The sequence below is a fragment of the Bacillus sp. FSL E2-8868 genome (assembly GCF_038005505.1).
GTDB lineage: Bacteria > Bacillota > Bacilli > Bacillales > Bacillaceae_G > Bacillus_A > Bacillus_A mycoides.
In genome coordinates this window covers 1,091,693-1,111,608 of record NZ_JBBOTI010000002.1, presented here as the reverse complement: position 1 = coordinate 1,111,608, position 19,916 = coordinate 1,091,693, and the positions used below count along the sequence as shown (strand labels likewise).

Genomic DNA, 19,916 nt, shown 5'->3' with positions numbered 1-19,916 from the left:
AGACCTCTTCTCATCGGAAGAGGTCTTTTGTTGTTCATTAGAAAAGGTTTAAAACTAGGGAGAGATGATACTTTGAAAGAAACGAGAGGAAATGGTTTAGCGTTATTACCACTTGGAATATTTTTGGCGCTATTTATTGGTTCTGGAATTATTACAGGTGATTTCTATAAATTGCCGATACTTGTAGCAATTTCAATTGCCGTAGGAATTGCTTTAGTGATGAATCGTAAGGAAAGCTTTAATGTGAAAGTAGAACGATTTGCTAAAGGTGCAGGAAACCCTGATATTATGATTATGGTATTAATTTTTGTACTTGCAGGGGCGTTTTCTGAAACAGCAAAAGGAATGGGCGGAGTTGATTCCACTGTTAACTTAGCGTTATCTATTTTGCCACCAGGATTTATCGTTGCTGGAATTTTTGTTATAGGGGCATTTATTTCATTAGCGATGGGAACTTCAATGGGAACAATTGCAGCACTAGCACCGATTGCTGTAGGTATTAGTGGGCAAACTGATATCTCAATAGCACTTGCGATGGCTACTGTTGTGGGCGGAGCGATGTTTGGTGATAATTTATCATTTATTTCAGATACAACAATTGCTGCTGTTCGTTCACAAGGAACAGAAATGAAAGATAAGTTTAAAACGAACTTTTTAATTGTATTACCAGCCGCTATTATTACAATTGTACTATTAGTAATAATTACTTTAGGAAGTGATACACAAGTTAAAGCCCATAGTTTTGACTGGATAAAGATTTTACCGTATGCAGGAGTACTTATTACAGCACTACTTGGCTGGAATGTACTTATTGTGTTAACTGGTGGAACAATATTATCAGGTGCTATCGGCCTTATAGATGGAAGTTACACGTTAGAGAGTTTCTTTAAAAGTGTAACGACTGGAATGGGCGGTATGATGGAGCTAGTACTACTTGCTATATTAATCGGTGGTATGGTTGAACTTATCCAATATAATGGTGGCATTCAATATTTAATGAATCTTTTAACACGTAATATTCGTTCGAAAAAAGGAGCAGAGTTTGGTATTGCTGGCTTAGTGAGTATGACGAATATGTGTACAGCAAATAATACAATTTCTATCATTTTTACAGGTCCGCTTGCGAAAAATATTGCGGATCAGTATGAAATTGATCCCCGTAAATCAGCGAGTGTACTGGATCTTTTCTCTTGCTGTGTACAGGGGTTAATCCCATATGGTGCTCAAATGTTAACAGCGGCAGGATTTGCTGCGTTATCTCCGGTCGAATTGTTACCATATGCATTTTATCCAATTTTAGTTGGAGTATGTGGAATCATTTCTATATTAATTGGTTTCCCGAGATTTTCTAAAGTGGCGGAAAAAAAAGAGTATCATAAAACTGCATAACATAAAGAGACATTTATTATTAGCAGTTGAAAACGCTCGGAGAACATTCTCTGAGCGTTTTTTATTATTTATAAATCCTTTTTCAAATAGTAGTGTTTATAATCTCTTCCTACGTTATCGAGGATACCATACTCTTTATAACCATATTTTTTATAGAAATCTAATGCTTGAAAGCTTAAAGTGTCAACTTTTATAAAATCACAATTTCTTTCTAAAGCGATTTTTTCTACTTCTAATAACAGTTTAGTTCCATACCCTAATGCACGTATATCTTCATCGATGATAAAAGAGTGAATCTCTAACCAATTCCAACAGACTTCACCTAATATTCCCCCGCATATTTTACCATTTTCATCCTTAAGAAATAAATGAATCTCTAAGTATCTGTCTCTTAAATCAGATGGAAAGTGCTTTAAATTATATTCATAAAGCTGATTGTTTATATAGTTTTTAGCGGCGGTATTGATTTCTTTCGTAATGTGTAAATTCATGATATATCCCCTTTAATTTAAATGTAGCCTTCTGATTTATTTTAACATAATTTTCTTAATAATATATTTAATGTAATTTAATAAACGTTTGTATGTATTGCTAATTTTTTGGACGCGCAAGTTGAGATTTTCATCCGTTATTGAATAAGAATTTTTCTGTATCTATACGCATCGCATCCATGTTCGTTTTGCAAAAGGCTGAATGCAACTCAGTCTTAAGTCTGAGTCGAAAACAGTTCTTAAGCTCGTTATGAAAAAATGAAAAAATAGTTAAGATAAGAGTATCAAATCGAAGGGAGGCAAGCACAAGATGAAACAATTTCTAGCGTTTATCGCAGCCGGTATTTTGGCTTTAATTGCTCTTGGTAGTCTTGCTGGTATTGTAGGATTCGCCATTGGAGCAGGAGTTGTGTACTGGAGCTATAAATCATTTGTGCGAGCTAAATCATTCTTTGGAAAGTTAGCTTGGGGTATTGTTGGTTTAATCGGTTTGTCCATTGCACTTTCTCATTCCCCAGCATTAATCGGTATCGCAGCATTAGTAGTTTTATACTACGGATACCGTGAGTGGAAAAAAGGAAAAAATGTAGTTGTTGATTCTGCTCCAGAAAGTGCTAAACCATATAGCAACTTTGAAGATGAGTGGAACAAGTTAATGAAAAACTAATATAAAATAAATCAAATTATAAAGTAGAAGAGAGGAAGATTATAATGAAACAATCTTTATTCGGACGTGTACGCGATGCAATTTTAGCTGATTTTCATAATGTGTTAGATGAGAAAGAAAGAAAAAATCCAATTGCTATGTTAAACCAATATTTACGCGATAGTGAGCGTGAAATAACAAAAATTGAGAAGTTAATTCAGCGTCATAAAGCATTAAAATCTAACTTCGCTCGTGAGCTTGAGCAAGCACGTTATTTCGTTAATAAAAGATCAAAGCAAGCTATCATCGCACAAGAAGCAGGCGAATTGCAATTGCATGAACGTGCATTAGAAGAAGTAGCGTATTATGAAGGGCAAGTAACTCGCTTAGAAGAAATGTATGCTGGTGTTGTAGAGCAAATTGATGAGTTAGAGCGTCGTCTTTCAGAAATGAAAAATAAATTAAAAGAAATGAACGCAAAGCGTATGGAATTAATGGCACGTGAAAATATGGCGCATGCAAACCGCCGTATGAATACTGCTATGCATAAAATGGATGAAAATAATCCGTTCTTACGATTCGAAGAAATTGAAGATCACATTCGTGACATAGAGCTTCGTATAAATGAAGAGCATGAGCGTGATACATTTGATATGAAAATTGCAAAACTAGAGAGTGAAATGAAAGAGAAAAATGAAGTATCGTTAACGAAAGAAGTAACAAAATAATTGTAGTATATAATAAAACAGGCTTATGATATAGTGATAGGAGAAAAGGTGTTGGAAAGCAATGCCTTTTCTTCTATGTATATGTGACAAGGAGGGGGGAGCTGAAATGAAGAAGCAATTTTCAAAAACACAATTTATGGGGATGCTCCTCATCATATTTGGATTCGGTCTTTTTCTTGATATGATACTTGGACATTTTGAACCAGGTGGTCTAATATTTGCATTTATTATGATTATGTTTGGAAGACATTATCGAAAGAAGAACCGTTATGTAAGAGGGAATGTATTTTTATTTGTCGGTGGTATTGTCTTCTTATTCTTCTTATTTTCATCAGCGGCATTCGTACTTGTTGTGTTTGCTTGTTTAGCTTTAATTGGTTATCAACTTATTCAACAAGGACATCGGCAAAAAGCAATGAAAGTTGAAATTAAAGAAAAAGGATATATAAATGAAGAAAAACAAATATATCGTACAGAACCGTATATAAAAAATATGTTTGTAGGTAATGTACGAATGATGGATCATATTTATGAAATAGAGGATATTAACGTCCAATATGGTGCTTGTGACGTCGAGATTGATTTAACAACTGCTATGATTCCAGAGGGAGAAACAGTTATTGTGATTCGGGGCGTCATTGGTAATATTCGCTTATATGTACCATATGATATTGAATTGTCTTTAAATCATTCTGTTATTGTTGGGCGAGTGCTCCTGCCAGGACACGAAGAAACTGGATTTAACCGTAATGTTACGTTTAGAACAGAACAGTATAAAGAAGCCCCTCGTCGTATTAAAATTATTTCTTCGCTTGTCGTAGGCGATACGGAAGTGAGGAAAGTATAATGAAAAAACAAAGGAATATTTCGTGGATGTATATTCGTTATTCTATGTTGTCCTCTGTGAGTATCGCACTTATTTGTACAATTGTATATGTATGGAAAAGCGAGCAACAAGTTTATGATTTACTCTGGAAAGAATCCATTGCTTCTGTTCCAATTGGCTTGTTTATTATGAGTACGAGTCTTCTTATCGGAGGAATTGTAGGATATGCAATCGGTTATTATATAGAACAGCGTATACAAGGATTAAATACTTTTCTATTTGAAGTAGAGCGAGGGAATTTTCCGAGTGATGTTTCATTTACTGCGGACGATGAATTTCATGAAGTGGAACGAAAAGTAATTGGTCTTGCTCGGCGCTTAGAGGAGCAAGCTGGGCTATTTCAAAAAGTAACGAATGAACGAGCCCATTGGAATGAAGAGATGAGACAAGAAGCGATTTCTCAAGAAAGGCATCGATTAGCGAGAGAGCTGCACGATTCTGTAAGTCAGCAGCTTTTTGCAATGTCGATGATGATGTCAGCCATTAATGAGCAAGCAGCTGAAATTCCAGACACGACGAAAAAACAGTTGCAGCTTGTTGAGAATATGGTTGTAAATGCACAATCAGAAATGAGAGCATTGCTCCTTCATTTACGCCCAGTGCAGTTAGAAGGTAAGAAACTAACAGAGGGTATAGAAGAATTATTAACAGAACTGTCTAGAAAGCAACATATGAAAATTGAATGGTTAATTGAACCGATTCAATTAAAAAAAGGTGTAGAGGATCATTTATTCCGTATTGTACAAGAGGCGCTGTCTAATACTTTACGGCATGCGAAGGCAAAGAAAACCGAAGTACGCCTTCGGAAAATTGATCAATATGCGATTTTGAAAATTATTGATGACGGTGTTGGGTTTAAAGTTGGTGTTAATAAGGCTGGTTCATACGGTTTAAGGTCAATGCAAGAGCGAGTTCATGAAATTGGTGGTACATTAAAAGTTCTTAGTTTTCCGAATAAAGGTACGCAAATAGAAGTGAAAGTACCTATTATGATTGAGAGAGGGGGAGAATCATGATAAAAGTATTACTAGTTGATGATCATGAAATGGTTCGAATGGGTGTATCAGCATATTTATCAACGCAGCCAGATATTGAAGTAGTTGGAGAAGCTGAAAATGGAAGAAAAGGTTCAGAGTTAGCGTTGCAATTAAGACCGGATATTATTTTAATGGACCTTGTTATGGATGAGATGGATGGGGTTGAAGCGACACGTGCTATTATTCAAGAATGGCCAGAAGCGAAAATTGTAGTTGTCACGAGCTTTTTAGATGATGAAAAGTTATATCCTGTTATTGAGGCGGGGGCGACAAGTTATTTATTAAAAACATCAAGAGCGAGTGATATTGCAGATGCTGTAAGAGCTACTTATGATGGGGAAACGGTATTAGAGCCGAAAGTTACTGGCAAAATGATGTCTCGTATGCGTCAGAAGAAAGAACAACCTTTGCATGAGGAGCTAACAGAAAGAGAGTCTGAAATTTTGTTATTAATTGCAGAGGGGAAAAGTAATCAAGAGATTGCAGATGAGTTGTTTATTGCCCTTAAAACAGTAAAGACACATGTGAGTAATATATTAAATAAGCTAAATGTAAGTGACCGGACACAGGCGGTTATTTATGCGTTTAGACACCAATTGACGAAATAAGAAGGAAGCTTTGACTATATATGGTCAAAGCTTTTTATTGACGGTTATTAATGTAAGCGTTATCGTTAAGGTGTTAACAGTACATACAAAGGGGAGAGAGTGTATGTTAGTTCAAACGATATTTGGAATGGATGAAACGAAAAAATTAGGCAACTATGTGAATGCGTTGCAAGCACTTTGTGAACAATATGATATTGAAACAGATCGTATTGCAATTATTGAGGCAACAGAAGAATATTATTTATTTCTAGTGAAGCAAGAAGATTGCTATGATGTTGTAAAAGTAGAAACAGTAGATACAAATATTGATTACTATACGAAAGCTTATAAAGTAAGTAGCTTTAATCATACTTCTTATCAAATGTAAAAAACTCCCGAAATGGGAGTTTTTTTATGATACTTTCGATTCAGGTGAATGATCCGTTAATGGTACTGCTTTGGCGCCACTTAATTTTGCGATAGCAAAACCGATAATAGCCCCAACTAATGCTGGTACTAACCAGCCGATTCCTTCATTATATAATGGAATAAACTCGAAATAAGATGTGATAGATGAAACAGGAATATTCCCTTGTTTTAATCCATCAAATACGCTCACAACTGCAGAACCAATTAACGCACCTACATAAACAGAACGATATCCACCGAAATATTTATGAAGTAATGATAGTAATACGAGTACAATCGCAATTGGATATACAACAAGTAAAATAGGAACAGAGATTGCGATAATTTTTGTTAAACCTAAGTTGGCAACTAATAATCCTAATGTGCAAATGACACTTGCTAACGTTGTGTATGAAAATTTCGTTAATAATGTTGAGAAGTATTGACTGCATGCAGATACAAGTCCAATACATGTTGTTAAGCAAGCGAGTGTAACGATAAGAGATAATAGAATTAGACCATATGGACCGAGTAATTGTTGTACGATAACGGTAAGTAGCTGTCCGCCGTTTGTTGCGTATCCGAGAGAGACACTAGTTGTACCGAGCCAGCCAAGTGCACCATATACAAGTACGAGACCAGTAGCGGCAATAAGTCCTGCTTTTGCTGTTGCGATGGCAATTGATTTACGATCACTCACACCTTTTGAGCGAATTGCATTTACAACGATAATCCCAAATGCAAGTGCTGAAATGGTATCCATCGTTAAGTATCCTTCCATAAAACCTTTGAAAATTGGAGAAGTTTGATACTCTTGCATTGCTGGTCCAGATTGCCCGAGGGGTGTAAATACACTCTTAACGAATAATAAAAAAATAGAGAGTAATAAAATAGGTGTTAATATACTTCCGATACGATCGACGAGCTTAGAAGGGTTTAAACTAAGCCAAAATACGATAGCAAAGAAGATGACTGTGTATAAAAATAGCACTAGGCTGCTAGAGCGAATAGTTTCTGGTAAGAAAGAACTAATTCCCATTTCATAAGCGACATTAGCAACACGTGGGATGCCCATAGATGGACCGATTGCAATGTATACAACTACCGTAAAGAATATTCCGAATAATGGGTGTACATGACTTGCAAGTTGTTGCATTCCATTTCCTGATAGAGAAATAGCGATAACAGTAAGTAGTGGTAAGCCGACTCCTGTTAGTAAAAAACCAATCATTGCTGGCCAAAAGTTTTCACCAGCATTTTGTCCAAGCATTGGAGGGAAAATTAAATTTCCTGCTCCAAAAAATAAAGAAAATAGCATAAGACCTGTGAAAAAAACATGTTTTTTTGATACAGTGTTCATTGTTTTTTTCCTCCTTTTTTGTAAATTCATTGTAAGAACACAAAAAACTCGCCCCTTAAGAAAGGGACGAGTTATATTTACCCGCGATACCACCCTAATTTATACATGTAGAAATATATCTATATGTATACGGCTTTACAACGTACAACATGATACGTGTTCCTTGTAACGGGGGACGACCGGTAAGAACTTACTTTAGCATTCGGTTCTACTTCTCGGAGATGATTTTCGGTTACGAACTGAGCGTTGGCTTTCAGCAAAATACCAACTCTCTGGGGAACAGCTCTATAACATACTCGTTCTCGTCAATGAATTTTTATTCAAGTATTCTGACAACATTTTTACATGTTTTTTTTAGAAAGTCAACATATTTTTTGAGAAATACACTTTCCTGTAGAAATATAGCTGAGAATATAAGGGTTAATACTATTTGTAAAAATGCTGTAAAACATTATAGAGAATTGTAAAGTTTATGGAGAAAATCGATATTTATAGGAGTAAGGAAGGAATTGTTTGAATTTGCAGAGAATAATACAACAATCCACTTGCTGGAAAGAACAAACCAAAAGAGGTGACTGAAATGCTTGCGATGGGAGTATTATTTGGCATTATTGCTATAATTGGTTTTATGTGGTTATATTATTCGCGTTCGTTTAAACAAGCAGAAGTTTTACTCTTTCAAAAAGGTAGTTTGTTGACAAATCAGTCTAGATATTTAGTATGTCCGAAGTGTGGAAGTGCACAGGCCAGGAGTGGAGGATATCAAGAGTGTTGCAAAATTAGATTATGAAAGAAGGAAGCCTCACATTATTTTGTGAGGCTTCCTTCCTTACAATTTTTTCGCGCTCCAAATTGTCCAACGATCTCTTTCGATGATAGGAGAGACGTTTTGTAATGCCGTTTGGATATGATGTAGAAGCTGAGAAAGTTCATTATCTGTTAGTTCATATAGAATGGATCGGCCTGTTCGAGGAGATAAATCTTGTAGCAAAGCCTCTACAGAATCATGTACTTTTCGTACTTCCCATTGTGTTTGAATAGGGAGCGCTTGAAGAGGATATGTTTGTAATAATTGCTGTATAGTAGTGGTTTTTGGTCTTCTTTGCGCTTCTGTTTCAATGAGTTTTGGAAAGACCGAGAAAAAATATCCACGAAGGTGTTCAGGACTTCCTGGGATTATACAATCTTCAATGGTCCGGTCTTGTAAAATAAGTAGACCGTCTTTTTTTAATATACGAGAAGCCTCTCGTATAAATGTGGGAATATCATGCAAATGATGAATGACTGCACGAGAAATGACAAGGTCGAATGTTTCATTAGGGAATGAGATATTATGTGCATCACCGTGAATGAATGAAATGTTTGGGAAGGTATTACAATTTTCTTTTGCAGCTTGTAATATTTCTTTTGAAAAATCAAGCCCAACAACATTTTTGGCTCCCATAAGAGCAAGTTCTTTCGTATAAATGCCTCCACCACAACCTATATCAATTATTTGTTTGTTTTGTACATCTACAATATTGTTTATTGTTTCCTGCCATGAAATATGTGCGTTACGATTTGCATACGTATACTTATTATTTGCATCATGAAAATTAATGGACATTGTAAAATCCTCCCTTCAGTTTATAGTATAGCTCATTCTATATAATGTAACGTTTTTGTTTTATGCATGAGGATTATAAGGATTTCTTATTGGAAAAGGAGAATCGATTTGAAAGGGAAATATTTAATGTTTTTATGTGTTATTTTACTCGCGTCGTGTGGTCAATCCGAGCAAAAGAAAGAACCGAAACAAGTAGAGGAGACAGTGAATGAAATGAGAGAACCATTACAAGTAACTGTTATGCAAAAAGGTAAAGAAGAAAAAAATTTAAAGAAAATGGATGCGGAGTTGGTGGTGGATATTATAAACAAAGCGGAAAAACAAGAAGTAACGGGTAGTTTTGGTGAACCGGAATATGAAATACAAATTAGTAGTGATGGAAAAAAAGAAACATATTATGCATGGTTAAGAGGAGAAGATCGCCGAGGATGGATTCAATATAAGAAAGATATGTATATGCTTAACGAAAAAGATACGGAAAAGCTTTTGGCTATCTTTCCAAAGATTCCAGAACAAAAAGAAGATGAGATGCAGGTAGGTACTTTAACGGAAGTAACAAAAAAAGACATGCAGATTACTGCGTTTCATATTAAAGCAGGTGATCAAAAAATGAATTATACAGTACGTTATACGATTTCACAATCACTATATAATAAGTTAGCAAAGGAACAAGAATATTATTTGCAATTAATTTTCCCAGAAAAGGTCCAAAAATTAATTGGCGCAAAAGAGAGTGAGATAATTTCAGCTGAAAAAGTAAAGGAAGGGTATAAACAGTATGAGTTGAATGTTACTGTTCCGATAAAAGATGCTTCAGAATCACAATTAAAATCCCTAGAAACCTATTATGATAATCACGATTTACAAATATTAAATAGTAAGAAAGAAAAAGTAGGAGCATTTCAAAACATTATTCAAATTGTTAAAGAGTATGGTGAAAAAATGAATTTACAAAGATAAAGTGAAATTTTAATCAGCGGGGGCATCCCCCGCTGATTATTAGCACGACTCCTACCTAAATTCTTTGCTCCAGCCGAATTTTGAGGTGGGATTCTTACTGCCCGTAAATAGCGGGCAGTAAGAATCATAAAGTCTATATGGCCTTTCCTAGGAAATGATAATAGAGGGGAAAGATCCCCTCTATTATTTTGCTTTTGCAGATGGCTCATTCATTGATTTTCGTGTAATTAGAAAGGAAATCATAAGAGCAGAAAGAATAATAAGGGCTATAAATAAGTGATTTGGCAACCAATCTAATAATAATACGTAGCTGACGGTATAAAAAATAAGAGTTGAAGCTAAAAACGATAGAGCGCCTATCATAAGAGATTGTAATTTCATTTGTATTTACCTCCTTTTATTTTTATTTTTGGCTAAAAATGGATGGAATAAACATTATTTCTAACAATAGAAAAAAATATGTCATAATAGAGAAAAAGAATAAGTTTTGATGAGTGTATATGGCTCAATAAAGCGAGATAAAGGAGAGGAATATGAAAAATAATAAAAAAGGATTATGGGGAGTTATCGTTGCAATAGGGTTATTTTTACTATCTAAGTTAAAATGGGTATTTGCAATTTTTAAGTTAGCAAAATTTTCAACAGTATTTAGTATGTTTTTATCGCTTGGTGCATACGCAGTCATATATGGTTGGAAGTTTGGGGTAGCACTCGTATATTTATTGTTTGTACATGAGATGGGGCATTTATGGGCAGCGAGAAAGAAAGGGATACCAACATCGCCGGCAATCTTCATACCATTTATGGGAGCTCTTATTGGGATGAAAGAGATGCCGAAAAATGCAAAAGATGAAGCTTACATTGCATATATGGGACCTCTTTTCGGGTTGCTTTCATTTTTACCCGCGATCCCACTGTATATAATCACGAAAGAGCCGTTTTGGGCGCTTATTATTTTACTTGGAAGTATGATTAATTTCTTTAACTTAATTCCAGTTTCTCCATTAGATGGTGGACGAATAATTTCAGTTGTAAGCACGAAAATTTGGGGAGCAGGGCTAGTTTTACTACTCGGCTATTCTATTTACTTCAAAAGTATTTTAGGAGGATTTATTTTTATTATCGGCTGTATGGAACTATATAGAGTAATAAAGAGAGATGAGCCGATTAAGGAATTAGGATATAAAATCGATGGAATGAAAGAATATGCTGCTAGGCTTGAAGAGGAATTAAAAGAAACTGGTGCGGTGCATCGAACGATTTATATGATTCACCATGAAATGAATGTATTAAGACAAAGAGAACGTGAAAAAGAATTAAAAACAGGAGAACTTCAAAAGATTGAAGTGCTAGATTACCTTTTACCAAAATTTGAGCCACTTGATTATATCCCATATGAAGATGAAAAAGAAATGCATACAATTCATATAAGAGAAGCATTTGAAATGTCAGAAAGAAAATTAAATGAATGGGAAACAGAAAAGGAACAACAAGAAAATTATTATAAAGTCGATACGAAAACGAAATGGACAGTATTTGCTTGTTATATCGGATTAATGGCTATACTCGGTTATACAGCTTATGAAGGTTATGTTGTTTTACAAGAGCATTTACCAAGGAGAAGTTTGTAGAAAAATAGTGTCGAAATGAAAAGGAGGATTTAAACAGGAATTACATTTCTACGAGAGAATGTTACAAGTGTAACAGTACATTGTAATATTCATAGTAGAAAAGGGGTTCTGTATATGAAGAAATTGTTAAGTGTATTGGTAACTATTACTGTGATGGCAATAGCGAGCTATAGTCTTATGAAAGTACTATTATATTATGCGAATAAGTCTGCTGGAGTAAATACAGTAGCACAAATAGAAGAGGTGCAAGAGAAGAAGAAGACACTCGATTTTGTTCGTACGACACATGAAAGTTATAATAATTTCTTGAATTATGGCAAGGCAGAGAAATATACAGATGGGGATTGGAAACATTTTAAACAATGGTTTCAAGAGCAAGAAGCCTCTTTAAAAAATATACATAAAGAAATAAAAAATGAAAAAATAAAACGCGATGTGAATAGAAGTTATGAAATTGTAAAAAAAGGTGTGGAGCTTCAGAATATGGAGTATGTAATCTATGCTCATCGCGTATATCATGACTTGGATATACTTGTAAATAAATATAAAGGTGAGACGAATGTATGGGGGTATACCGAGTTTGGAGATGGGCAGAATATAAGAGTAATTGAACAAGCAATACAAACGAAGTAGTAGGCTAGCTAGAATTCTAGTTAGCTTTTTTTTGAGCACTATTAATGATGGCTAATTAAAATTTACTTAATATGTGCATTGTTCATATATTTTTCACAAAAACACCATGTTAATAGTGATTAAAATCACAATATGTATTATACAATTCAGTTAAACTAAAAACAGTTAAGGAAATAGAGGAGTGGGATACAATGTTAAGTGCAAAAACAATTGAAATCGTAAAGTCAACAGTACCGTTATTACAAGAAAAAGGCGTTGAGATTACAACGAGATTTTATCAAATTTTATTTTTGGAGCATCCGGAGTTATTGAATATTTTCAACCATACGAACCAGAAAAAAGGAAGACAACAACAAGCATTAGCAAATGCTGTTTATGCAGCTGCAATGTACATTGATAATTTAGAAGCTATTATTCCAGTTGTAAAACAAATCGGTCATAAGCATAGAAGTTTAGGTATTAAAGCAGAGCATTATCCAATAGTAGGTACATGCTTACTACGAGCGATTAAAGAGGTCGCAGGCGCACCTGATGAAGTTTTAAATGCATGGGGAGAAGCGTATGGCGTCATTGCTGATGCATTCATTAGCATTGAAGCGGGTATGTATGAAGAAGCTGCACATAAAGAAGGTGGATGGAAAGATTTCCGCAACTTTGTGATTGTTAAAAAAGTGAAGGAAAGCGACGTTATTACATCATTTTATTTAAAACCTGAAGATGGCGGGAAAGTTTCTTCATTCATCCCAGGACAATATGTAACGATTCAAATAAATATTAAAGGTGAGACATATACACATAATCGTCAATATAGCTTGTCTGATGCTCCAGGAAAAGAATATTATCGTATTAGTGTAAAGGAAGAAAAAGGTGTAGATACACCAGATGGTAAAGTATCTAATTACTTACATGATCATGTAGGGGAAGGAGATGTCTTACCAGTAAGTGCACCAGCGGGAGATTTCGTTTTAAATATGGATTCAACATTACCTGTTGTACTAATTAGTGGTGGGGTAGGTATTACACCGATGATGAGCATGTTAAATACGCTAATTGAACAAGAATCAAAGCGTAATGTATGCTTTGTTCATGCGGCGATAAATAGTAATACACATGCGATGAAAGAGCATGTTGAGACAGTAGAAAAAGAGTATGAACAAGTTAAAGCATATACTTGCTATTCTTCACCGACAGAGCAAGATGTGGAAATGAAGAATTTTGATAAAGAAGGATTCATTGAACGTGAATGGTTACAAACTATTATTCCAACAACTGAAGCAGAATTTTATTTTTGCGGTCCAGTACCATTTATGAAGCATATAAATGCTGCATTAATTGATTTGGGTGTTAAACAAGAGAACATTCATTATGAATTTTTCGGTCCCGCAGCAAGCTTACAATAGGTTAACGTTGCCAAGCAAAAAACGAGGTATTATTTTACCTCGTTTTTTGCTTGTTCTCTAAGTAAGCGATTTACTGTTTCGCGGCGTACACCTATGAGCTGACCAATTTCAGTTTGTGTTAATATTTCATAAATAGGGATGTCACCTAAATAAAAGGTGAACCACTCTTGTAAACGATGAAGGCGCTCTTTAGGAGAGACAGTTGTCAATTGATCGATACGCTGTTGCATCATTCTTAACTTCGATTGTAATTGTATAGCGATATTTTCATATGATGCAGGATTTGCCTGAAGTTTGTCGTACCATTCATTGCTAATTATAGGCTCCACTTCTGTTTTCATTAAAGCGATAGCTGTACCGTGATATTCCTTCGGTGAAATTAAAGAATGGTGAGGTATCGTTTCACCAGGAACGATAATATTAAATAAAAAAGGTGTTCCGTCTTCTTCTAACCGAATAACTTTTAATAAACCTGTTTTTATAAAATATAATGGACCGTCCTCACCTTGACGGAATAATACATCTCCCTTATGTAGAATCAATGTTAGCCCCCCATTAAAACATTTCTATTTCTTATATTTTAGCGTATATGTATAAAGACAATATGCTTTTTAAACAGCAATTTCATTGACGAAATGTATGCTATTACAGTAGTATACTATTTAGTGTGTAATAGTACTAGCAATGAATACGCTGTAGGGGGTTTAGTATATTGTTAGATGCGATGAAGATGACGGATATGAGAATTCCGGCGAATGCTATCATTCATGTGGAAGAGATGAAAGGTGGAGTCGTTTTATCCGTTGAAATAGACGGCCAAATTATTTATACGATGGCTTATGATGAAGAAACAGATAGTTATGCTGAATTATATGATCGAAACGATAAGAGGGCGTGCCAGGTACATGAAGACTTTATGGGATGGTCACTTCTTCACTAAAAAGATGTCAATATGACATCTTTTTTTATTGAATCGATAGATTGTACAAAGAAATGAAATATAAGGATAAAATTTGTAATAAATGATTTTGCATTGTTAGCGCTTTGTAACTGTAAGATAACTGTTTTTTCGCTATCATAAAGATAACAGTCATAGCTATAGGAGTGATCAACTTGAAGAAATTACATATTTCAAATTTTATGCTATTAAGTGTTTGTTTAGTTTTATTTGTTCTCCTAGGAGCCTTTTTATATTCATGTGTATAAGAAAAAACGCATTCTAGAAAGAACGCGTTATAAAAATGAAGTAATGATTAATCTAGTTCCAAGAATAATTAATGTGATACGTAATAAATTAATTACTGCATTACCGCTTAATTTTGTGTTAATATAAGCCCCGATTTTTCCGCCAATCCATGCACCAGGAATAAGAATTAATGCATAAGCCCAGCTGACATTTCCTAGAGAGATGTGAGTTAAAGAACTTACAATTGCTGAGAGAAATACGATAAACATTGAAGTTGCTACAGCAATGTGTGCTGGGAACGCAAAAAGGAGCATCATCGCTGGCACAAGTAAGGCACCACCACCGATTCCAAATAATCCGGATATAAATCCAACTATAAAGGCAATAAAGATAGCGAGAAATGGTGGAAATTGATAGTCTACAGTATTTCCTTCGTTATCTGTAAAAGATCGCTTAATTACAGTCATATTTGATAGGGAAAGAGGTTTCAATTTGTCTCGTAGTATAAGAAGAATGGAGACGAATATAAGAAAAATCCCAAAGTATAAAGAAAATGTATCTTGGTTTAAAAATTTGTTTGCCCATGATCCGATAATACCACCAGGGCCACTCCCGATAAATAAAATAAGTCCACTTTTATAATCTACCCGTTTATGTTTCATATAAGTAAGGGTAGAAGCCAGCCCTGTAAAAACGACTGTTACCATAGAAGTTCCTACTGCGAGTTGTGGTGATAAACTGTGTAATCCAATTAATAACGGAACGATAATAATTCCGCCTCCAAGTCCGACTAGGCTCCCGACTGTCCCGGCGATTAATCCGATGAAAAGTAACGTGATGTATTCCAAAATTGCCAACTCCTCTATATAACTTATCCATCAATCATTATACACGCTTTTTAATAAGAAATAGGCTTGTTCACAAAAAAGTCGTCTTCCTAGAAAAATAAGGAAGACGACTTTTGATTAAAAGATTAAGTGTAATAAGTAGTAAAATAATGCAGCTAAAGAAGCTGAAATAGGAAGTGTAATAACCCATGTAATTAACATGCGTTTTGCAGTTCCCCATTTTACACCTTTCACGCGATGTGAAGCACCAACTCCTAAAATAGAAGAAGAGATAACGTGCGTCGTACTAACCGGTAAGTGAATAAATGTTGCGCCGAAAATAACAAGTGATGATGATAAATCGGCAGCTACACCATTTACAGGACGAATTTTCATAATTTGTCCACCGACAGTTTTAATAATTTTCCAACCACCGACAGAAGTACCAAGACCCATTGCGATTGCACAAGATAATTGTACCCAGAAAGGGATATCGCCAGAAGTATGATAGTTATTGGCCATAAGAGCCATCGTAATGATTCCCATTGCTTTTTGTGCATCATTCGTACCGTGCGTATAAGCTTGCAATGCAGCGGTGAAAATCTGGAATATACGGAAGTTCTTGTTCGTTTTCGTTAAGTTAAAGTTTTTAAATACCACTTTAAAAATACTATATACGATGTAACCAATAACAAAAGCGATGATCGGTGAAATGATTAAAGCTTCAAGAATTTTTATAAACCCTTTATAGTTCAATGCGCTAATACCAGCAGCAGCAATTGCTGCACCAGCGATTGCGCCAATGATTGCATGCGAAGAACTACTTGGAATGCCATAGTACCAAGTGATCAAATTCCAGACTATTGCCGCAAGCAAAGCAGCTAAAATTACAAGAGAACCATTTTGCAAAGCAAACGGGTCAACAATATCTTTTGTAATCGTTTTTGCTACACCTGTAAATGTCATCGCACCTAAAAAGTTCATAATAGCTGCCATAACAATTGCATGTCTAGGCTTTAGAGCTTTCGTTGAAACAGCCGTTGCAATAGCGTTTGCTGTATCGTGAAATCCATTGATAAAGTCAAAAGCTAAAGCGCAAATGACTACTAAAACGGTCAGTATCAAGAGTGTATCCATGATCAAACTCCTTACGCGTTCTTCATAATGATTGTTTCTAATACGTTTGCAACGCTTTGACAGCTATCAGCTACTTCTTCAAGCTCTTCGTAAATCTCTTTAAATTGAATAATCTTAATCGGATCTTTCTCACGAGAGAATAAGTGCTTAATCGCATGACGGCGAATATCATCACATTGTGACTCGTAATCCTTAATCTTGATCGCATTTGTACGAATATCGACTAATTTCTTTTTAGAAAGTAGTTCAACAGAATTTGCAATCTCAATCGCACATTGATTAATTGCTTCAACGAATTTAATCATGTATTCATCAGCTTCTGTAATAGAATACATTTCGAATAGACTAGCACTGTGATCTAATCCGTCTAATACATCATCCATACTCATTGCAAGTTGTAGGATGTCTTCACGTTCAATAGGAGTAATAAACGCTTTGTTTAGCTCCATAATGATTTCGTGAATGAATGAGTCACCTTTTGACTCATACTCTTTCATGCGCATAGAAAACTCTTTTAAATCGCTAGCATTTTTAATTTTATACTCCACGAAAAACTGCGCGCCTTCTTTTAAATTTTCGGAAACGTTCATAAGCATTTCAGAAAATTTATCTTTTTTTGATTTAAAGACCATTATTGTTACCCCCACAAAAGTAATATATGTAAAATATATTGGCTAATCAATTCTAACAAAAAACTGTCGTTTTTTAAAACATTTTATCGAAAAGTTTACAAAAACTTAACATAACTCTCATTGTTGTATTAATAATATTAATACTCAACGATGAATATCTTACTTGTAGAATGTCCTTTTCTTGCAAAAAGTATGAATGTGAAAGAAAAGCTTTACACTATAGGAACGACTACGTTATTATAATAAATTTAAAAGGAGGTATATTCTTCCTTTTAAAAAGAAGAGTGTAAACAAATGAAGGAAGTGAACCAATGAAATTGAAGAACACTCACTTTAAAAAAACGCTTGAGTGGTTCAATAAGAGGAAGAAACTACGCAATTCATTAATTGTATTGGGGAGTTTACTTGCTACTCTATTTATTGTTGTAAATATAATAATTTCCATTCAAGATATATCTGAATTAAAACAAGCTGTTCCACAACCGACTTTAATTTATGATGCAAATAATGAAGTTGCGACTAAATTAGCTTCTTCTAAAACAGAAGGGGTCAAAAGGAAAGATATTCCTGATATTATGGTTCAAGCAATTGTTGCAGTAGAAGATAAGGAATTTTTTAGTCATCATGGTATTTACTATAGTGGAATTATAAGTGCTGTATTTAAGAACATTACAGCCGGTGAAGTTGTGGCAGGTGGTAGTACAATTACACAGCAACTTGCGAAAAATGTATTTTTAACGCAAGACCGTACATTCTCGCGTAAAATAAAGGAATACTTTCTAACGAAAAAAATAGAACGTACTTATACGAAAGATGAAATTGTTGAAATGTATATGAATCAAATTTATTTTGGTGAAGGTGCTTGGGGGATAAAAAGAGCAGCTAAATCTTATTTTGATAAAGAAGTAAAAGACTTAACGATTTCAGAAGCCGCAACGATTGCAGGATTAATTAAAGCGCCATCTGCGTATTCGCCGTATAAAAACTTTAATAAATCAATTGAAAGACGTAATGTCGTATTAGGTTTAATGAAGGAGCAAGGATATATTTCTGAAGAACAATATAATCAGGAGAAAGAATCAGGTCTTGTATTACGACGTGGTGTTGACGATAAATATAAGGGGAAATATTCTCAATACGTAGATTATATTGTTAGAGAAGCGATGGACAAGTATGAATTAACACAAAATGAAATTTTAGCAGGTGGCTATCGTATTTATACGGAACTTGACTCGAAAAAACAACAAGCGGTTGAAGATGTTGTGAATAATGATAGTTATTTTAAAGATAGTGGCTCAGATCAGCTTATGCAAACTGGAGTGGTCCTTATGAATCCAAAAACTGGCGGTGTTCCGGCTTTAGTTGGAGGCAGAGGTCCTTATCAATTTTTGCAGTTTAATCATGCAACACAATTAAAAAGACAGCCAGGTTCAACGTTAAAGCCTCTTGCAGTGTATGTACCAGCGTTAGAACAAGGATATGAAGTATACGATGTCTTAAAAGATGAACCGTTTAATATTAAAGAATATGCACCACAAAATAGTGATCATACGTTCCATGGTAATGTGACGATGTATGAAGCGGTGGCAAAGTCATATAATGTTTCAGCAGTTTGGCTATTAGAGAAAATTGGATTAGATAAAGGATTGAAATCTTTAGAGCGGTTTGGTATTCCATTAGAGCCTGAAGACCATACGTATCCGATTGCTTTAGGAGGTATGCATGTAGGGACTTCACCATTTGTAATGGCTCAAGCGTATAGCGCACTTGCAAATGATGGTGTCCAAGTAGAAGCTCATGCCATTAGAGAAATCCAAAATGCTGAAGGGGAAACAATTGGAAAATGGTATAAGAAAGAAACTCGTGTGACGAACGAGAAAGTTGCCCAAAAGATGACATACTTATTAAAAGGTGTTATTGAAAGGGGAACAGGTGAAAAAGCGAAAGTTAATAATATCGATACCGCAGGCAAGACAGGGACTACCCAGCTTGTAAATGGACCAAGCACTGGTGCGAAGGATTCGTGGTTTGTTGGATACACACCGGATTTAGTAGGTGCGATTTGGGTAGGGTATGATAAAACGGATAGTGAGCATTATGTGCCAGGAGGCAGCCAAATTACAACGACAATGTTCCGGGATATTATGAAGAAAGCGAATGGAAATCCAACTCAAAAGGCATTTCAGTTATCACTAATACCTGAGGCGGATTATACAAAACAATTAAAAACGATTGAGGAAGAAAAACGAAGGAAAGAAGAAGAGAAAAAACGAAAAGAAGAGGAACAACAAAGAAAAGAACAGCAAAATGAATGGATAGATAAAGTGAAAGAGTGGATTCCATTTTGGTAAAAAAAGAGGCGAATAACGAGT

Annotated in this window: 22 protein-coding genes and 1 other annotated feature; of the genes, 14 read left to right on the top strand and 8 right to left on the bottom strand. The window is 34.9% G+C overall.

Annotated elements, in window-relative coordinates:
* Positions 1-72 precede the first annotated feature (72 nt).
* Positions 73-1,389, top strand: coding sequence for a Na+/H+ antiporter NhaC family protein (locus tag NSS74_RS16565; RefSeq protein WP_033709769.1), 1,317 nt, complete (start codon positions 73-75; stop codon positions 1,387-1,389).
* 68 nt (positions 1,390-1,457) lie between these two features.
* On the opposite strand, the gene NSS74_RS16560 is transcribed toward NSS74_RS16565, so the two are convergent.
* Positions 1,458-1,880 carry a GNAT family N-acetyltransferase gene (locus NSS74_RS16560; protein WP_002011677.1) on the bottom strand — a complete coding sequence of 141 codons (423 nt, stop codon included), beginning with the start codon at positions 1,878-1,880 and terminating at the stop codon, positions 1,458-1,460.
* Positions 1,881-2,190: 310 nt separating this feature from the next.
* Between NSS74_RS16560 and NSS74_RS16555 the strand changes: the two genes are divergently transcribed.
* From NSS74_RS16555 to NSS74_RS16530, 6 genes are all read left to right on the top strand, one after another.
* Positions 2,191-2,547, top strand: a complete 357-nt coding sequence (locus NSS74_RS16555) for a lmo0954 family membrane protein (RefSeq protein WP_002011676.1) — start codon at positions 2,191-2,193, stop codon at positions 2,545-2,547.
* Positions 2,548-2,591: 44 nt separating this feature from the next.
* Positions 2,592-3,254, top strand: coding sequence for a PspA/IM30 family protein (locus tag NSS74_RS16550; RefSeq protein ID WP_002030696.1), 663 nt, complete (start codon positions 2,592-2,594; stop codon positions 3,252-3,254).
* 106 nt (positions 3,255-3,360) lie between these two features.
* Complete coding sequence (gene liaF / locus NSS74_RS16545) at positions 3,361-4,101, top strand: cell wall-active antibiotics response protein LiaF (protein ID WP_002126337.1); 741 nt, start codon at positions 3,361-3,363, stop codon at positions 4,099-4,101.
* A complete protein-coding gene (locus NSS74_RS16540) occupies positions 4,101-5,156 on the top strand; it encodes a sensor histidine kinase (protein WP_002011673.1) in 1,056 nt (351 codons plus the stop codon). Before liaF ends, NSS74_RS16540 begins: the two co-directional genes overlap by 1 nt.
* Positions 5,153-5,785, top strand: coding sequence for a response regulator (locus NSS74_RS16535; protein WP_000598709.1), 633 nt, complete (start codon positions 5,153-5,155; stop codon positions 5,783-5,785). Before NSS74_RS16540 ends, NSS74_RS16535 begins: the two co-directional genes overlap by 4 nt.
* Positions 5,786-5,795: 10 nt before the next feature.
* Positions 5,796-6,152, top strand: coding sequence for a DUF3992 domain-containing protein (locus tag NSS74_RS16530; RefSeq protein WP_340813976.1), 357 nt, complete (start codon positions 5,796-5,798; stop codon positions 6,150-6,152).
* Between the two features lie 24 nt (positions 6,153-6,176).
* Here NSS74_RS16530 and brnQ3 read toward each other — a convergent pair whose 3' ends face one another.
* Entirely contained in the window at positions 6,177-7,532 is a 1,356-nt protein-coding gene (gene brnQ3, locus NSS74_RS16525) for a branched-chain amino acid transport system II carrier protein BrnQ3 (RefSeq protein WP_016101485.1), read from the bottom strand.
* Positions 7,533-7,591: 59 nt separating this feature from the next.
* Positions 7,592-7,850, bottom strand: a binding site (T-box leader).
* A 262-nt stretch (positions 7,851-8,112) separates the two neighbouring features.
* On the opposite strand from brnQ3, the gene NSS74_RS16520 reads away from it, so the two are divergent.
* Complete coding sequence (locus NSS74_RS16520; RefSeq protein WP_000880630.1) at positions 8,113-8,322, top strand: hypothetical protein; 210 nt, start codon at positions 8,113-8,115, stop codon at positions 8,320-8,322.
* 39 nt (positions 8,323-8,361) lie between these two features.
* Here the strand turns inward: NSS74_RS16520 and NSS74_RS16515 are convergent, their stop codons facing one another.
* Positions 8,362-9,138: a class I SAM-dependent methyltransferase gene (locus NSS74_RS16515; protein WP_002030704.1), complete on the bottom strand. Its 777-nt coding sequence runs from the start codon at positions 9,136-9,138 to the stop codon at positions 8,362-8,364.
* A gap of 108 nt (positions 9,139-9,246) precedes the next feature.
* Between NSS74_RS16515 and NSS74_RS16510 the strand changes: the two genes are divergently transcribed.
* The gene (locus NSS74_RS16510) at positions 9,247-10,098 is read left to right on the top strand and encodes a hypothetical protein (RefSeq protein ID WP_002011668.1); all 852 of its coding nucleotides are present in this window, start codon (positions 9,247-9,249) and stop codon (positions 10,096-10,098) included.
* Between the two features lie 183 nt (positions 10,099-10,281).
* Here NSS74_RS16510 and NSS74_RS16505 read toward each other — a convergent pair whose 3' ends face one another.
* On the bottom strand, positions 10,282-10,479 hold the full coding sequence (locus NSS74_RS16505) for a hypothetical protein (protein ID WP_000776287.1): 198 nt from the start codon (positions 10,477-10,479) through the stop codon (positions 10,282-10,284).
* 152 nt (positions 10,480-10,631) lie between these two features.
* Between NSS74_RS16505 and NSS74_RS16500 the strand changes: the two genes are divergently transcribed.
* The 3 genes from NSS74_RS16500 (at position 10,632) to hmpA (ending at position 13,762) form a co-directional block, all read left to right on the top strand.
* Positions 10,632-11,729: a site-2 protease family protein gene (locus NSS74_RS16500; protein ID WP_002030706.1), complete on the top strand. Its 1,098-nt coding sequence runs from the start codon at positions 10,632-10,634 to the stop codon at positions 11,727-11,729.
* Between the two features lie 114 nt (positions 11,730-11,843).
* Positions 11,844-12,362: a hypothetical protein gene (locus NSS74_RS16495; RefSeq protein WP_012260624.1), complete on the top strand. Its 519-nt coding sequence runs from the start codon at positions 11,844-11,846 to the stop codon at positions 12,360-12,362.
* A 191-nt stretch (positions 12,363-12,553) separates the two neighbouring features.
* Positions 12,554-13,762, top strand: coding sequence for an NO-inducible flavohemoprotein (gene hmpA / locus NSS74_RS16490; protein ID WP_340813973.1), 1,209 nt, complete (start codon positions 12,554-12,556; stop codon positions 13,760-13,762).
* Positions 13,763-13,791: 29 nt separating this feature from the next.
* On the opposite strand, the gene NSS74_RS16485 is transcribed toward hmpA, so the two are convergent.
* Positions 13,792-14,304, bottom strand: a complete 513-nt coding sequence (locus NSS74_RS16485; RefSeq protein ID WP_002086692.1) for a Crp/Fnr family transcriptional regulator — start codon at positions 14,302-14,304, stop codon at positions 13,792-13,794.
* 170 nt (positions 14,305-14,474) lie between these two features.
* Between NSS74_RS16485 and NSS74_RS16480 the strand changes: the two genes are divergently transcribed.
* Positions 14,475-14,702: a hypothetical protein gene (locus NSS74_RS16480; protein ID WP_000883004.1), complete on the top strand. Its 228-nt coding sequence runs from the start codon at positions 14,475-14,477 to the stop codon at positions 14,700-14,702.
* 293 nt (positions 14,703-14,995) lie between these two features.
* On the opposite strand, the gene NSS74_RS16475 is transcribed toward NSS74_RS16480, so the two are convergent.
* From NSS74_RS16475 to NSS74_RS16465, 3 genes are all read right to left on the bottom strand, one after another.
* Positions 14,996-15,796, bottom strand: a complete 801-nt coding sequence (locus NSS74_RS16475) for a sulfite exporter TauE/SafE family protein (protein WP_340813971.1) — start codon at positions 15,794-15,796, stop codon at positions 14,996-14,998.
* 117 nt (positions 15,797-15,913) lie between these two features.
* Entirely contained in the window at positions 15,914-16,912 is a 999-nt protein-coding gene (locus NSS74_RS16470) for an inorganic phosphate transporter (RefSeq protein WP_002030715.1), read from the bottom strand.
* 11 nt (positions 16,913-16,923) lie between these two features.
* The gene (locus tag NSS74_RS16465; RefSeq protein ID WP_002086688.1) at positions 16,924-17,544 is read right to left on the bottom strand and encodes a DUF47 domain-containing protein; all 621 of its coding nucleotides are present in this window, start codon (positions 17,542-17,544) and stop codon (positions 16,924-16,926) included.
* A gap of 311 nt (positions 17,545-17,855) precedes the next feature.
* On the opposite strand from NSS74_RS16465, the gene NSS74_RS16460 reads away from it, so the two are divergent.
* Positions 17,856-19,895 (top strand): transglycosylase domain-containing protein, encoded by a 2,040-nt coding sequence (locus tag NSS74_RS16460; RefSeq protein WP_002086687.1) that lies wholly within the window; start codon positions 17,856-17,858, stop codon positions 19,893-19,895.
* Positions 19,896-19,916 lie beyond the last annotated feature (21 nt).